The organism is Amycolatopsis sp. YIM 10 (assembly GCF_009429145.1).
GTDB lineage: Bacteria > Actinomycetota > Actinomycetes > Mycobacteriales > Pseudonocardiaceae > Amycolatopsis.
This window is the reverse complement of the sequence record NZ_CP045480.1, coordinates 6,638,657-6,653,055: the sequence shown is the minus strand read 5'-3', so window position 1 is coordinate 6,653,055 and position 14,399 is coordinate 6,638,657. Positions and strand designations below refer to the sequence as shown.

Genomic DNA, 14,399 nt, shown 5'->3' with positions numbered 1-14,399 from the left:
AAAACCGGTGTCCGGCGGGGTTTCCCGTGCGCCCCAGTTCAACCAGGCAGAAGGGAGCTGTGGTGCCGGACGGGTTCGACCAGTTCGCCGCCGATCGGCTCGATCGGCTGCTGCGGTACGCCACCGCGGTGACCTGCGACCGACACCTCGCCCAGGACATCGTGCAGGACGTGCTCCTGCGCGCCCAGCGCCGCTGGTCCCGGATCGAGCAGATGGACGCGCCGTACCTCTACGTCAAGCGCATGGTCACCAACGAGTACCTGTCGTGGCGGCATCGACGGGCGGCGCGGGACATCGCCTCTTCGCAGCGCACGCTCGACGCGCTCACGCCGCCGGTCGGTGATCCGGCGGTCCAGCACGCCGAGCGCGACGCGATGCGCGCCCGGATCGCGGTGCTGCCGCGCCGCCAGCGCGCGGCGATCGTGCTGCGGTTCTACGAGGACTGCAGCGACCAGGAGATCGCCCAGGTGCTCGGCTGCACGGAAAGCACCGTGCGCAGCCACATCTCCCGCGCGCTCGGCACGCTGCGCGCGGGCAGCCGGATTCCCGCGGAGGTGACGCGATGAACGAGGAACAGCTCATCCGCCAGGCGATCGCCGACGAGGCCGCGCGGGCGGCCCCGACCGAAGAGGTGCTCGCCCGGCTGCGCTCTCATCGGGAGCGGCGGCCGCGCCGCCGCCCGGTGCTGCCGGTGGTGGTGGCCGGGCTGGCCGCCGCCGCGGCGGTGGCGGTGACCGTGGTGGCGGTGCGGCCGTCCGCCGAGCCGACCGCTCCGGTGGCCGCGGCCACGGCCGCGACCGACTTCCTGCTGGTCGGCACGGACGAAAGCGGTCGTGCCGACGCGATCGTGCTGGCCAGGCTCGGCGCGGACGGTGTGGTGCGCGGGGTGTCCCTGCCGCGCGACACCTGGACCGGCCAGGCGAAGCTGAACCAGACCTTCACCGAGCGCGGCATCGACGGCCTCACGTCGGCGGTGGAGGCGCTGACCGGGGTGCGGCCCGCCCACCACGCCGTCGTCGACATGGCGGGATTCGCCCGCCTGAGTGACGCGGTCGGCGGGGTCGAGGTCTGCCTGAAGAACGCGGTCAGCGATCCGCGCTCCGGCGCGGAGTTCCCGGCTGGTGCGCAGACGCTTTCGGGGGAGCGGGCGCTGGCGTTCCTGCGTCAGCGGATGGGGCTGCCCAATGGTGACCTCGACCGCACCGCCCGGCAGCGTGCCTTCCTGGGGAGCCTCACCGGTAAGCTGTCCGGGTCCACTGTGGACGTTGCGAAGCTGGTGCAGGGCAACGTGCGCACCGACCCGGGGTGGGACGTGGTGGAGTTCGCCGGCCAGGTGAAGGGTGCCGGGGAACTGGCCGTCATGCCCACGCTCGGTGAGCGCCAGATCGGCGGGATGTCCGTGCTGCAAGCGGATCCGGCCGCAGTGAAGTCCTTTGTGGACAGCCTGTTGCGCGGTTCGCCGGGGAGCGGCGCGGGCGGCGGCGATACCGCTGGATGCGTGGACTGATCAGGCCCGTGGCGCGGCGCGCATGCCGGAGTACAGGCAGAGCGTGCCGTCGGGCAGGGTGCTGAACACGATCGGCATCCAGTCCCCGGCGAAGGCGCCGAGTCCCGGCGCGGCGAACACCGTGTCCGAGACCGGCACCAGGTCCAGCTCCATCGGTGGCGCGAAGTGCGCCATGCCGCCGACGAAGGCGTACCGCAGGTGCGGCTTGCCCTCCTTCGAGGACACGGTGAGTTCCACGCCTTCGCGCCGGTAGGTGCCGTGGTACTGGGCGAAATCCACGGTGGGCGGCTGCTCGGCGGGCGCGAACGAGGCGGGCATCCGCGCGCCCGCCAGCTCGCCGAGCAGTTCACCGAGCAGATCCGCGTAGAGGTGCCGGGAGTGGCCGCCGTTGGCCAGCAGCACCGCGATCGCCCCGGCGTGCGGGAACACGCGAAGATAGGAGTACTGGCCGGTGGCCGCGCCGTCGTGGCCGTAGCCGGTGACGCCGTCCCAGTCGTACAGCGTCCAGCCAAGGCCCCAGCCGTCGGAGCTGACCGTCCAGCGGTCCGGCACGTCGACGGCGTGGCGCTGCATCTCCGCCACGGTCGAGGCATCGAGCACGCGGGTGCCGTCGGGTGCGGTGCCAGCGTCGAGGTGCATCCTGGCCAGCCGGACCACGTCGGCGGCGGTGGAGCACAGCGTGCCGCCGTACGGACCGCCCGAGCGCGGGATCAGCGTCCAAGCGGGCATCGGCTCCTCGCCGTCGTGGCCCATCGCGGCGCGGAACCGCAGCACGTCCTCGGGCAGGGTCACCGAGCTGGTCATGCCGAGCGGGGTGAGCAGGCGGTCGCGCAGCGCTTCGTCCCAGGTCTGGCCGGTGAGCACCTCGATGATGCGGCCGAGGATGTTGTAGCCGGTGCTGCTGTAGGAGATCGCGGCGCCGGGGGCGACGTCCTGGCCGACCTCGTGGCAGGCGTCGACGTAGCGGGCGAGGCAGTCGTCGTTCCGGCCGGTGTCGAGGGTGAAGTCGCCGCTGATGCCGCTGGTGTGGGTCAGCAACTGGCGCGGGGTCACGGTTTTGGTCACCTCGGGGTCGGCGACCGCGAAGTCCGGCAGCACGTCGCGGACCGGCGCGTCCAGGTCCAGCTTCCCGGCTTCGGCCAGCTGCATGACCAGCGTCGCGGTGTGCACTTTGGACACCGAGCCGAGCTGGAACACCGAGTCGGTGGTGGCCGCGACCCCGGTGCCGCGGTGCAGCACGCCGCTGGCCAGTTCGTGCAGCTCGCCGTCGGTGAAAACGGCGAGCGTGGCGCCGGGCACCCGGTGTGCCGCGCGCAGCTCGTCGAACCGGGCCTGCCAGCGGGTGTGGTCGAAGGTCATCTTGTGCTCCCAGCGTGCGTACGTTGTTCCGGTTATGCGAACACTGTACGCATGAGGATCGTCGTACGTCAATGCGCACACTGTGCGCTACAGTGCGGGGCATGACGGGTGACGAGCGGCAGGTGGTTCCCTCGGTGTGGACGCGGCCCCGGCGGGGGCGCGAGCAGCCGGCGCTGAGCCGGGAGCAGATCGTGGCCGAGGCGGTGCGGTTGCTCGACGCCGACGGGCTGGAGGCGCTGAGCATGCGCACGCTCGGCAAGGCGCTCGGTGCCGGGGCGACCTCGCTCTACCGGCACGTGGCGAACAAGGACGAGCTGATCGAACTGGTCGTGGACGAGGTCTACGGCGAGATCGAGGTGCCGGAGATCGGCGCGGGCGGGTGGCGCGAGGCGGCCGTTGGCTGCGCGCAGAGCGTGCGCTCGATGATCGTGCGCCACCCGTGGATCGCCTCGGCGCTCGGCAACGTCGGGCTGTCCCACCTCGGCCCGAACGTGATGCGGTTGAACGAGGGCATGCTCGGCATCTTTGAGGATGCCGGGTTCTCCTTGCCCGAGGCGGATCGCGCGCTGGGCGCGATGTTCTCCTTCGTGATCGGCATGGGCATCACCGAGGCGGCCTGGCTGACCATGCTCGCGCGCAGCGGGCAGACCGAGCGGGAATGGGGCGAGGTCCTGCGCCCGGCGGTGGAAGCGGCGACGGCGCCCTACCCGCGCCTGAGCCGGTTGTTCACCGAATCCACCGCCCACGCCGATCTGACCGAGGAACGGGAGGACAGCTTCGAATACGGCCTGGCCCGAGTCCTCGACGGTTTGGAAAGCCGCCTCGCCCAAGGATCAGGGACACGGTGAGTTTCCGGCTGGCGGCGTACGCCGTGTGCGTCGAGAACGGGCGGGTGCTGCTCGCCCGCCACGTGTCACCCACCGGCGAGAGCACCTGGACCCTTCCGGGCGGCCGGATCGAGCACGGGGAGGACCCGTTCGACGCGGTGATCCGGGAGGTCGCCGAGGAGACCGGCTGCGAGGCGGTGGTCGAACGCCTGCTGGGCGTCGACTCGAGGCTGGTCCCCGTGGGCGAACGCCGCGTGCCCGGCCCGCTGCCACACCAGAACGTCGGTGTTTTCTACCGAGTCCGGATCACCGGCGGTGAACTACGGCCCGAGCCGAACGGCCCGACCGCCGAGTCGGTGTGGACACCGATCCCCGACGTCGCTCACCTTCGCCGGTCATCGCTGGTCGACGTCGGTCTTGCCATGGTCAGGACCGTTCCGCCGACCGGCCACGTCGCTCCCGTCCCGGTCGGCGGCCTGATCCAGCACTGAGGCCTCGCGCGGGCGGCCGGGCACTCCGGGGCGGGTCTGCCACGGGTGCGGCCCGTCCAGGGGTCGGTATTCGACGCCCAGCGCGTCCAGCCGGGGCAGGTGTGATTCGGTGAGCCGGGCGGAGAACTCGTCGAAGTCACGCGGGCCGGTCGACCACACGACCTCCGCGAAAGCGCACAGCCGCGGGAAAACCGCGTAGTCCACCCGCCGCACCGAGTCCAGGTGCTCGGTCCACACCTGCGCCTGCGCACCGAGGATCCGGGGCCGCGCGTCCTCCGGCAGGTCCGCCGGGTACGGCTCGTAGGCGTGGAAATCCGCCAGCGTGTGCAGGAAACCGACCGGAACCGGCTCGTCCGGGTGGTCGGACTGCCGGTGGTCCAGGTAGACGTGCTGCTCCGGGCACATCACCACGTCGTGCCCGGCGGAAGCCGCGAGGACCCCGGCTTCCTCGCCCCGCCACGAGCCGATGATCGCCGAGGTGGCCGGCTTGCCGTCGAGGATCTCGTCCCAGCCCAGCGCGCGCCGCCCCCGGCTCTGGAGGTGCTCGATCATCCGGTCGACGAACCGGGCGTGGCGCTCGGTCGCGCCGGGCACCTCGTCGCCGCCGATGGCGATCACCTCGCTGGGGAAGACCTCCAGCACCACGTCCAGCACCGTGCGGTAGAAGTCCACTGTGGATTCCGTGGGGTCGAGCAGGCGGGGATTGATCCCCCATGAGGTCCACACCTCGACCGGCTCGCCGCCGCCCAGTTCCGGATAGGCCGCGATGGCCGCCTGCGAATGGCCGGGCACATCGATCTCCGGCACCACGGTGATGTGCCGTTCGCCCGCGTACGCGACGATCTCGCGCAAGTCGTCGAGGGTGTAGAAACCGCCGTGCGGCCGCCCGTCGCGCTCCGGCCCGTCGTGCCTGCCGACCATCGATCCGCGCCGCCAGCCGCCGACCGAGGTCAGCTTCGGGAACTGCGGGATCTCCACGCGCCAGCCCTGGTCGTCGGTCAGGTGCAGGTGCAGCACGTTCAGCTTGTGCGCGGCGAGCAGGTCGACGAATCGCAGCACCTCGGCCTTGGTGCGGAAGTTGCGTGCCACGTCGAGCAGGCAGCCGCGCCAGGCGAACCGCGGGTGGTCGACGATGACCCCGCAGGGCACCGCGCCCGGAGTGAACCCGGCGGCGCGGAACGCGGACGGGCCGCGCAGCTGTTTGAGCGTCTGCGCGCCGTAGAACCGGCCCGCCGCGTCCGAAGCGCTCAGCGTGATCGAGTCCGGGGTGATCTCCAGCCGGTAACCCTCGGCCGGGATCGCGGTGTCCTCGCGGTGCGTCACAGTCTCCACTGCGGACACACCGGCATGCGGCTCGGCCGAGAACGGCCGGGGGAGCAGGCCGTCGAAGCCGGTCATCCCTTCACCGCCCCCGCCATGCCGGAGACCAGTTTCCGCTGCACCAGCAGGAAGAACACCAGTACCGGAATGGTCATCAGCGTCGAACCGGCCATGATCGCGCCCCAATCGTTCTCCTCGGGCTTGAAGAACACCAGGATGCCCAACGGCAGCGTCTGGTTGCTGGTGTCGGAGATGATGAACGTCTTGGCGAACAGGAAGTCGTTCCAGGCGTGGATGAACGAGAGCACGCTGGTCGCCACGAGTCCGGGCGCCACCAGCGGGAACAGGATCTGCCAGGTGAACCGGAACCGGCTGGCCCCGTCCACGGTGGCCGCCTCCTCCAGTTCCGCGGGCACCGCGGCGACGAAGCCCCGCAGCATCCAGATCGCGAACGGCAGGGTGAAGGCCAGGTGCACCAGCACCAGCGAACCCAGTTCGTTCAGCCCGAACGCGGGCGCCACGTCCCCGACCGAGCGCATCAGGAAGAACAGCGGAATGGTCAGCGCCTCGATCGGCACCATCTGCGCTACCAGCAACATCACCAGCAGCACCGTGCGCCCCTTGAACCGGAACCGGGTCAGTGCCACCGCGGCGAGGAAGGACAGCAGCATCGACAGCGCGACCACCACCACCGCGACGATCACGCTGTTCACGAAGTACCGGCCCAGCCCCGCCGAACCCAGCACGCGCTCGAAGCTGTCGAAGCTGGGGGAGAAGGTCCACGGGCGCGGGTTCGCCGACTGGATCTCCCCGGCCGGCTTGAGCGCCGAGAGCACCATCCAGTACAGCGGGAAGGCCACGATCCCGGCCACCACCACGGTGATGATCTCCGCGATCAGCCTGCCCGGCCGCCGCGGCCGCCGCCGTCGCGGCACCCGCGGTTCGGTCCGCACCACCGGCGGCGCGGTCGCCGTCGCCGTCATAGCAGCCCCGCTTCCCGTTTCTGCGACCGGACGTAGAGCGTGGTGATGGACAGCAGCAGCAAGGTCATCACCACCCCGATCGCGGCGCCGAGGCCGTAGTCGGCCCCGGCGAAGGCTTCCTGGTAGGCGTAGACGTTGAGCACCAGGTTCCGCCCGGCCAGCCCGCCCCCGTTGGTCATCACGTAGATCTGGGTGAACACCTTGAAGTCCCAGATGATCGACTGGATGGTGGCGATCATCAGCACCGGCCGCAGGATCGGCAGCATCACCGAGGTGGCGATCCGCGTCCACGACGCACCGTCCAGAGTGGCCGCTTCGAGCACCTCCTCCGGGATCGCCTTGATCCCGGCGTACATGGTGATCATCACGAACGGGAAGGAGCACCAGATCACCTCGGCGGCGACCAGCCCGAACGCGCTGTAGGTGTCGAAGGTCCACGAGTGCTTGGCCATCGACTCGAAGCCCAGCCCGGACAGCACCTCGTTGACCAGGCCGAAGTCGGTGTCGAAGAGGAACAGCCAGATGTAGGACCCGGCCAGCGCCGGAGTCGCCCACGCGCCGAGCGCGGCGATGAACAACAGCATGCGCGGCAGCGCGCGCACCCGGCTGGCCAGCACCGCGAGCGTGGTGCCGACGAGCAGGCTGCCGACCACGCACACCCCGGCGAAGCCGACGGTCTTGGCCAGCACCGTCCAGAACTGCGTCTCGCCGAGCAGCTTGGTGTAGTTGTCGAAGCCGATGAACTCCAGCGGTGCCCGGCCGGCCGCCTGCGCCTGGCCGTAGTCGTAGAACGAGATCAGCACCAGCTGGTAGATCGGGTACGCCAGCACCGCGAGCAGCAGGATCGCCGCCGGCAGCAGGTAGACCATCGCCGCCCGCCCGTCACCGCGCCTGCGGGACGGGCGGGCGGCGCCACCGCGTGGCGGTGCCGGAACCGGGAGGATCTGGGTCGCCATCGGGCTCCTACGAACCGAACGCGTTGTTCATGCGCTCGCTCGCCCCGGCCAGCGCGCCGTCGATGTTCTGCTCCCCGGTGACGATCTGCTGCACCGCGGTGGGCAGGATCTTCTGGGCGTCGATCTTGGACCAGGCCGGGGTGGCGGGCACGAACTTGGTGCCCGCGGTCAGCGTGTCCGCGAACGGCTTGAGGAACGGATCGGTGGCGGACAGCTGCTGCTGCACGCTGCCGAGCGTGGGCAGGTTCCCCATCGCGGTGTACATCTTGGCCTGGTACTTGGCGTTGCCGAGCAGCTGGGTGAACTGCACGGCCAGCGACTTGCGCTTCGTCGCGCCGAACACACCGAGCAGGTTGCCACCGGCGAAGGCGGGGGCGATCGAGCCCGGGTCCTTGCCCGGCAGCGGCACGACCGCGTACTTGTCCTTCATTCCCTCTTCGACGGCCTTGCGGTTGAAGTCACCGCCGACGGTCATGCCCGCCTTGCCGCCGGAGAACGCCTGCACGCTCTGCGTCCCGGTGAGGTTGGCGCACTGCTCCGGCGGGCAGATGTCCGGCTTGATCAGGTCCGCGTAGGCCTGCACGCCGGCCTTGGCCTCGCCTGAGGTGAGCGAGGCGGACCAGCGCTCGCCGTCCTGGCGGGCGATCTCCCCGCCGTTGGCCCACAGGAACGGCAGCATCGCGTAGGTGTACTGGCCGCCGACCGAGATGCCGTACAGCTCGGGCTTGGCCTGCCGGATCTTGCGCGCGGTCTCGGTCAGCTCCGCGATCGACTTCGGCGGCTGCAGGCCGAGTTCGGTGAACACGTCGGTCCGGTAGTACAGCGCCCGGATGCCGGTGAACCACGGCAGGCCGTAGACCTTGCCGTCCACCTTGGCCGTGTCGAGCACGGTCGGCAGCAGGTCGGCGCCCTCGGACCAGCCCTGGATGTCCGCGGTGAGGTCGGCGAAGGCACCGGTCTCGGCGTAGCTGGCGGCGTCGGTGTTGCCGAACTCGGCCACGTCCGGCGCGTTGTTCGGGTCGTTGAAGGCACCGGAGAACTTGTCCGCCCGGCCTTCCACGGCGACCCACTGCACCTCGACCTTGACGCCGGGGTGCGCCGCCTCGAACTCGGCGATCGCCTCGTTCACCACGGCTTCCTTGGGCTGGCGCTTGGCTTCGTCGAACAACCACACGCGCAGCGGGCCGGTCTGTTCGTCGCCGCCTTCGGCCGGGCCACCGGACTGCGTGGGCGCGCACGCCGAGGCGGTGAGCCCGGCGGCCAGCGCCACCGCCGCGACCACGCGGCTGAGTCTTCTGTTCATCAAGCACTCCGTTGCACTATTCGCAATGGGCGTTTCGCTATTAGCAACGAATCGTAGAACTGTGCCCGCGCCCACACAAGGGTCTAGACCACCCGGAAAGCCATGAGCGGGGCGGAAAAGCCCCGCTCATGGCCGCTAGGCGCTGTCCGCCTGGTCACCGGAAGAGCACAAAGGCGACATGGTTGACCGCGAGCGAACCCGCCGGCTTGCCCAGCAGTCCGGTCGCCGGGTCGCGTGGCAGCCAGGTGACCGTGTTCGAGCGCTGGTTCGCCACGTAGACCCACCGCTCCGACGGGTCGAGGGTGAAGTGCCGCGGCCAGGCGCCGCCGGTGGTGGCGTTCTCGCCGATCCGCGTGATCTCCGCACCACCCGCGCCGACGCCGAAGGTGGCGATGGTGTCCTCACCGCGGTTCGACGCGTAGACGAACCGGCCGTCCCGCGAGATGGCGATCTCGGCCGGGTACTGGGGGACCGGCGCGGTCGAGGGCACGGTCGGCACCACGGCCCCGGCGGTCAGCTTGCCCGCGTTCGCGTCCCACGCGGCGACGGTGATCTCCGCCCGCAGTTCGCCGAGGATGTAGGCGTACTTGCCGTTCGGATGGAACACCAGGTGCCGCGGCCCGGCCCCGGACGGCAGCTTGAGCTGCTGGTTCAGCTTGAGCTTCCCGGTACCGAGGTCCAGTTTGTACACGTAGACCGAGTCGGTGCCCAGGTCGACCGCGACCACCCACTTGCCACTGGGATCGGTCACCACCTGGTGGGCGTGTGCCTCGCGCTCCCCGCCGGTGTGCTTGACGACGTCGGTCGGCGGCCCCGCCTTGCCGCCGCTCTGGATGGGCAGCACGGACACCGTGCCGTCGGTGTAGTTGGCGGTCAGCACGAACTTCCCGCTCGGGTGCACCGACAGGTGCGTGGTGCCCGCGCCGCCGACCGGCTGGCTGCCCAGCACCTTCGGCGGGTTCGCCGCGCTCAGCGTGGTCACCTGCCCGTCCGGCACCAGCTCGTTGGTCGAGTACAGCTTGTCCTTCGACACCGCCAGCCACGACGCGTCGGGCACACCCGGCACGGTCGCGCCCAGCGTCAGCGCCGGGCCGCTGCCACGCGTGGCCACCTGGAGACCGACGCCGGGCGGCTCGCCCCAGGTGGTGTAACTGCCCAGGTAGACCACGCACCCCGCCCTTTCCGTGCTCGCGGCCGCGCGGCCGGTGAGCATGCCGGTCAAACCGACGGCGCCCGCCGCGCCAACGGCCCCCAGAAATCTCCGGCGATCGAACCCAACCATCCATCCACTCCTTCAGTTGTGTGAATCGTTGTGGCGGCTTGGGAACTGCGTCAGACAAACGCCATGATCAGTGCGGCGACGGCGAAACCGGCGACCGAGAGCACGGTTTCCAGCACTGTCCACGTTTTCAGGGTGTCGGCAACCGAGATGCCGAAGTAGCGCGAGACGATCCAGAACCCGCCGTCGTTGACGTGCGAGGCGATGATCGACCCGGCGGCGATGGCCACCACCAGCAGCGCCAGCTGCACCTGCGAGTAACCGAGTTCGGTGACCGTCGGCGCGATGATGCCGCTGGTGGTCACGATCGCGACGGTGGCCGAGCCCTGCGCGATCCGCATGCCGCAGCTGATCACGTACGCGGCCAGGATCACCGGCAGCCCGGCGTCGTCCAGCGAACCGGCCACCGCCTTGCCGATGCCGGTGGCCGAGAGCACCGCGCCGAAGAACGCGCCGGCGCCGACCACCAGCAGGATCATCGCCACCGGCCGCAGCGCGGTGGCCGAAAGCTCGCTCAGCTGCTTGCCGGTCATCCCGCGCCGGGTGCCGAGCAGCCAGGAGGCCAGCAGCACCGCGATGGTCAGCGCCACCGCAGGCGTGCCGATGAACGCGGCGATGCCGGACAGCGTGGTCGAATCCTTGGGCAGCCAGATGCTGCCGAACGTGCCGACCAGGATCAGCACCAGCGGCACCGCGATGATGAACGCGACCAGCCCGAGCGACGGCGGGTTCTCCTGCTCGTCGTCCCCGTTCTCCACCAGCATTTCCTCGGGCACCGGCAGCACGATCTTCTTGCCGATCCACGACGAATACACCACGCCGCCGATGAACCAGGCGGGCAGCCCGCAGATCGCGCCCATCAGGATGACCCAGCCGAGATCGACGCCGAGCAGTCCGGCCGCGGCCACCGGACCCGGGTGCGGTGGCAGGAAGGCGTGCGTCACCGAGAGCCCGGCGAGCAGCGGCATGCAGTACAGGATGATCGACTTGCCGCCCTGCTTGGCGGCCACGTAGACCAGCGGTGCCAGCACGAAGATGCCGATGTCGAAGAACACCGGGATGCCGAAGATCAGCCCGGCCACGCCCATCGCCAGCGGCGCGCGCTTCTCGCCGAAGGCCCGCAGCAGCGTGGTGGTCAGCACCCTGGCCCCGCCGGAGCGTTCCAGGATCGCACCGAGCAGGGTGCCCAGCCCGATGATCGCCGCGATGTGCCCGAGGATGCCGCCGAAACCCTTTTCCAGCAGCGAATCCGAGGCCTTCTGCGCGGAGCCGACCAGGGTGCCCACCGGCACGCCCGCGGCCAGCGCGGTGAGCAGGCCCACCACGATCAGCGCGATGAACGGTTCGAGCTTGAGCTTGATGATCGACAGCAGCAGTACCGCGATGGAGAGCGCGGCGAGGGTGAGCAGGCCGGCCGTGGAGTGCTGCAGCCAGTCGATGAATCCGGTCATGTGGTCGTGCTTTCTCGCTTGCGGAGTGAATGCCCGGCGAGCGCGCCGGTGGCGCGGCCGTCGTCGATGGCGGCGACCCCGTTGACGAAGACGTACGGGATTCCGTCCGCCTGTTGCCGGGGTTCGTCGAAGGTGGCGGTGTCGGCGACCGCGTCCGGGTCGAACAGCACCAGGTCGGCCGCGTGCCCTTCGCGTACCAGGCCACGATCGGCCAGGCGCAGGCGCTTCGCCGCGCGCCCGGTGAGGTGCGCGACGCAGTCGGCGAGGTCCAGCACGCCCAGTTCGCGGACGTACCTGGCGAGGTAGCGGGGGAAGGTCCCCCACGCCCGCGGGTGTGGGCGCGCGCCGACGAGCAGCCCGTCGCTGCCGCCGGTGTGCGTGACGTGCCGCATGATCGCCTGCACGTTCTCCTCGTGCCCGACGTGCATCAGGCACGAGGTGCCAAGGCGTTCGGAGATCAGCACGTCGAAGTACAGCTCGGACGTCGGCCGCCCGGCTCGTCGCGCGGACTCGGCCACGCTGTGCCCGACCAGGTGCGCGTTGTCCGGGTTGCGGACCCCGTTGATCTCGATGGCCTCCCAGTCGATCGGCACGCCGTGCGCGCCGTCCGAACCGGTTTCCTCGATCTCGACGCGGATCCGCTCGCGAGTGTCCGGATCGGACAGCCGCGCCAGCGTCGCCTCCAGGCCGCCTTCGGCCGACCAGCTCGGCAGCAGCGCGGACAGGTAGGTGGCGCCCGGAAGGTACGGATAGGTGTCGAGCGAGATGTCGCAGCCGTCGGCGAGCGCGTCGTCGAGCAGTCGCAGCAACTCGGGCGCGCGGCCCTTGTTCACCGAGAAGTTCATCGTCGCGTGCGCGAGGTGCAGCGGGCAGCCCGAGCGCCGCGACACGTCGACCATCTCGGCGAAGGCCTCCAGCGCACCGGCGCCGTAGCTGCGGTGGTGCGGGCTGTAGTACCCGCCGTGCGCGCCGACCACGGTGCACAGGTCCACCAGTTCCTCGGTGCTCGCGTACATGCCCGGGGTGTAGGTCAGCCCCGACGACATGCCGACCGCGCCTTCGGCCAGCCCGGTGACCAGCAGTCCGCGCATCCGGTTCAGCTCGTCCTCGGTGGCCGGCCGGTCGTCGAAGCCGACCGCCAGCATGCGCACCGAGCCCTGCGGGATCAGGTACGCCGCGTTCACCGCGATGCCCTGGTCCAGCCGGTCGAGGTACTCGCCGACCGAGCGCCAGTTCCAGTCGAAGCCCGGCGGGTCGTCGTTCCACCCGGCCAGCTGCGCGCGCAGCGCGGCCAGCGTCGTGTCGTCGACCGGGGCGTAGGACAGCCCGTCCTGGCCGAGTACCTCGGTGGTCACGCCCTGGGACACCTTCGCGAGATGGTCCGGTTCGGCCAGCACCTGGATGTCCGAATGGGAGTGCATGTCGATGAACCCCGGCGAGAGCACCAGTCCGGTGGCATCGAGCCGCTTCCGGCCGCTGAGCGAACCGGGCGCGCCGATCGCCGCGACGCGGCCGCCGTCCAGTCCGACGTCACCGGTTTCGAGCGGCGCGCCGGTGCCGTCGGCGATCCGCGCGCCGCTGATCACGAGGTCCATGTGCAGCCCTTAGAAGTAGGTACGGACGAAGTCGACGACCGTGCGGCCGTCGGCGTCGACCACGGGGATGAGCGGCCACTTGTCGAACACCGTGCACGGGTGTGAAAGCCCGAGCCCGATCCAGTCGCCGACCGCTACCGGTGAATCCGGCGGCAGCGAGAGAAAGGCGTGCTGGTCGTTCATCGCGGTGACGGTGTGCCCGGTCAGCGGGTCCACCCGGTCGTCGGGGCCGCGGCGCAGCTGGGGTTCGGGCAGTCCCTCGTCGAAGGAGGCGTCGCGTTTGCCCATGGTGAGCAGCGCCAGCTCGCCGGACGGCTTCGATGTCACCTGCGCCCAGGCGCGCAACGCGGACCGGAACGGCTCGGCGCCGGTGGTGCGCGGGTGCTCGCCCAGCGGCGAAATGCCGCGGTAGAAGCCGTCGTCGTGGGTGAGGTAGGCGCCGCTGCGCAACACCGGACGGATTTTGAGCCCGTCCGGCCAGCCGGTGGTGATGCCCTCGGCGACCTGGTCGAAGTACGCGCTGCCGCCCGCGGTCACGATGATCTCGTCCACGTCGGCGAACAGCCCGCGCCCGTGCAGGTCCACCGCCAGCTCGCGCAGATCGTCCACATAGGACTTGACCCGGGCCTGGGACGCTTCGCTCGAGTCGTGTGCCAGCGCGCCTTCGTAACCGCCGACCCCGGCCAGGCGCAGCGCCGGGCTGGCGTGCACGGCCTCGGCGACGGCGATCGCGGTGGCCCGGTCACGCGCCCCGGTGCGGCCGCCGTCGGCGCCCAGCTCCACCAGCACGTCCACCGGCCGCGTCCCGGTCAGCGCGGCGCCCATCTGCGCCACCCCGGCGGTCGAGTCGGCCCAGCAGGTGAACTCGAACGACGGGTCGGCGTCCAATTCGGCGGACAGCCAGGCCAGTGCGGCCGGGTCGACCAGCTGGTTGGCCAGCAGCACCCGGGAGACACCGAACGCGCGGTAGACCCGCAGCTGGCTGGCGTTCGCGGCGGTGATGCCCCAGGCGCCGTGCTCGATCTGGCGGGCGAACAACGCCGGCGCCATGGTGGTTTTGCCGTGTGGCGCCAGTTCCACGCCGTGCCCGGCGCACCAGGCAGCCATCTCACGCAGGTTGTGCGCGAGCGCGTCCTCCTCCAGCACCACGACCGGGCCGAGGAAGCCGTCGGTGAACAGGTCCGGCTTGGCCGCCGCGGCGTCACCGATCCGGCGGCCGGACAACGCGGCCGGGATCGACTTGAATCGCCAGTCGATGGTTTCGTTCCGGGCGCTCCCCAGTGCGGCCTCGTTGATCTCGCAGCTCACCAGTCAGCCTCCAAGCGTTG

13 protein-coding genes are annotated in these 14,399 nt (G+C 70.6%); 4 read left to right on the top strand and 9 right to left on the bottom strand.

What is annotated here, in order from left to right; translation table 11 throughout:
• Positions 1 to 62: 62 nt before the first annotated feature.
• Positions 63 to 566 (top strand): SigE family RNA polymerase sigma factor, encoded by a 504-nt coding sequence (locus YIM_RS31405; protein WP_153033765.1) that lies wholly within the window; start codon positions 63 to 65, stop codon positions 564 to 566.
• Entirely contained in the window at positions 563 to 1,507 is a 945-nt protein-coding gene (locus tag YIM_RS31400) for an LCP family protein (RefSeq protein ID WP_153033764.1), read from the top strand. Before YIM_RS31405 ends, YIM_RS31400 begins: the two co-directional genes overlap by 4 nt.
• Here the strand turns inward: YIM_RS31400 and YIM_RS31395 are convergent, their stop codons facing one another.
• Positions 1,508 to 2,866, bottom strand: a complete 1,359-nt coding sequence (locus YIM_RS31395; RefSeq protein ID WP_153033763.1) for a serine hydrolase — start codon at positions 2,864 to 2,866, stop codon at positions 1,508 to 1,510.
• A 101-nt stretch (positions 2,867 to 2,967) separates the two neighbouring features.
• Between YIM_RS31395 and YIM_RS31390 the strand changes: the two genes are divergently transcribed.
• Positions 2,968 to 3,714, top strand: a complete 747-nt coding sequence (locus YIM_RS31390) for a TetR/AcrR family transcriptional regulator (RefSeq protein WP_153033762.1) — start codon at positions 2,968 to 2,970, stop codon at positions 3,712 to 3,714.
• On the top strand, positions 3,711 to 4,184 hold the full coding sequence (locus YIM_RS31385; protein ID WP_153033761.1) for an NUDIX hydrolase: 474 nt from the start codon (positions 3,711 to 3,713) through the stop codon (positions 4,182 to 4,184). The genes YIM_RS31390 and YIM_RS31385 overlap by 4 nt, the downstream gene beginning before the upstream one ends.
• On the opposite strand, the gene YIM_RS31380 is transcribed toward YIM_RS31385, so the two are convergent.
• The 8 genes from YIM_RS31380 to YIM_RS31345 all read right to left on the bottom strand — a co-directional run bounded on the left by YIM_RS31380 (position 4,089) and on the right by YIM_RS31345 (position 14,382).
• Positions 4,089 to 5,582: a beta-N-acetylhexosaminidase gene (locus YIM_RS31380; protein ID WP_153033760.1), complete on the bottom strand. Its 1,494-nt coding sequence runs from the start codon at positions 5,580 to 5,582 to the stop codon at positions 4,089 to 4,091. The two genes, YIM_RS31385 and YIM_RS31380, sit on opposite strands and share 96 nt — an antisense overlap.
• Positions 5,579 to 6,487, bottom strand: a complete 909-nt coding sequence (locus YIM_RS31375) for a carbohydrate ABC transporter permease (protein WP_153033759.1) — start codon at positions 6,485 to 6,487, stop codon at positions 5,579 to 5,581. Before YIM_RS31375 ends, YIM_RS31380 begins: the two co-directional genes overlap by 4 nt.
• Positions 6,484 to 7,443: a carbohydrate ABC transporter permease gene (locus tag YIM_RS31370; protein WP_153033758.1), complete on the bottom strand. Its 960-nt coding sequence runs from the start codon at positions 7,441 to 7,443 to the stop codon at positions 6,484 to 6,486. The genes YIM_RS31375 and YIM_RS31370 overlap by 4 nt, the downstream gene beginning before the upstream one ends.
• A 7-nt stretch (positions 7,444 to 7,450) precedes the next feature.
• Positions 7,451 to 8,746: an extracellular solute-binding protein gene (locus YIM_RS31365; RefSeq protein WP_153033757.1), complete on the bottom strand. Its 1,296-nt coding sequence runs from the start codon at positions 8,744 to 8,746 to the stop codon at positions 7,451 to 7,453.
• A 154-nt stretch (positions 8,747 to 8,900) separates the two neighbouring features.
• On the bottom strand, positions 8,901 to 10,028 hold the full coding sequence (locus YIM_RS31360) for a lactonase family protein (RefSeq protein ID WP_153033756.1): 1,128 nt from the start codon (positions 10,026 to 10,028) through the stop codon (positions 8,901 to 8,903).
• A gap of 50 nt (positions 10,029 to 10,078) precedes the next feature.
• Positions 10,079 to 11,476 carry a GntP family permease gene (locus YIM_RS31355; protein WP_153033755.1) on the bottom strand — a complete coding sequence of 466 codons (1,398 nt, stop codon included), beginning with the start codon at positions 11,474 to 11,476 and terminating at the stop codon, positions 10,079 to 10,081.
• Complete coding sequence (locus YIM_RS31350) at positions 11,473 to 13,071, bottom strand: amidohydrolase family protein (protein WP_153033754.1); 1,599 nt, start codon at positions 13,069 to 13,071, stop codon at positions 11,473 to 11,475. Before YIM_RS31350 ends, YIM_RS31355 begins: the two co-directional genes overlap by 4 nt.
• A 9-nt stretch (positions 13,072 to 13,080) precedes the next feature.
• Positions 13,081 to 14,382, bottom strand: coding sequence for an amino acid deaminase (locus YIM_RS31345; RefSeq protein WP_153033753.1), 1,302 nt, complete (start codon positions 14,380 to 14,382; stop codon positions 13,081 to 13,083).
• Positions 14,383 to 14,399: the final 17 nt, after the last annotated feature.

Coding starts and splice junctions, on each gene's coding strand:
- YIM_RS31400 (WP_153033764.1), top strand. CDS start 563: ATGAACGAGGAACAGCTCATCCGCCAGGCGATCGCCGACGAGGCCGCG.
- YIM_RS31395 (WP_153033763.1), bottom strand. CDS start 2,866: ATGACCTTCGACCACACCCGCTGGCAGGCCCGGTTCGACGAGCTGCGC.
- YIM_RS31390 (WP_153033762.1), top strand. CDS start 2,968: ATGACGGGTGACGAGCGGCAGGTGGTTCCCTCGGTGTGGACGCGGCCC.
- YIM_RS31380 (WP_153033760.1), bottom strand. CDS start 5,582: ATGACCGGCTTCGACGGCCTGCTCCCCCGGCCGTTCTCGGCCGAGCCG.
- YIM_RS31375 (WP_153033759.1), bottom strand. CDS start 6,487: ATGACGGCGACGGCGACCGCGCCGCCGGTGGTGCGGACCGAACCGCGG.
- YIM_RS31370 (WP_153033758.1), bottom strand. CDS start 7,443: ATGGCGACCCAGATCCTCCCGGTTCCGGCACCGCCACGCGGTGGCGCC.
- YIM_RS31365 (WP_153033757.1), bottom strand. CDS start 8,746: ATGAACAGAAGACTCAGCCGCGTGGTCGCGGCGGTGGCGCTGGCCGCC.
- YIM_RS31360 (WP_153033756.1), bottom strand. CDS start 10,028: ATGGTTGGGTTCGATCGCCGGAGATTTCTGGGGGCCGTTGGCGCGGCG.
- YIM_RS31355 (WP_153033755.1), bottom strand. CDS start 11,476: ATGACCGGATTCATCGACTGGCTGCAGCACTCCACGGCCGGCCTGCTC.
- YIM_RS31350 (WP_153033754.1), bottom strand. CDS start 13,071: ATGGACCTCGTGATCAGCGGCGCGCGGATCGCCGACGGCACCGGCGCG.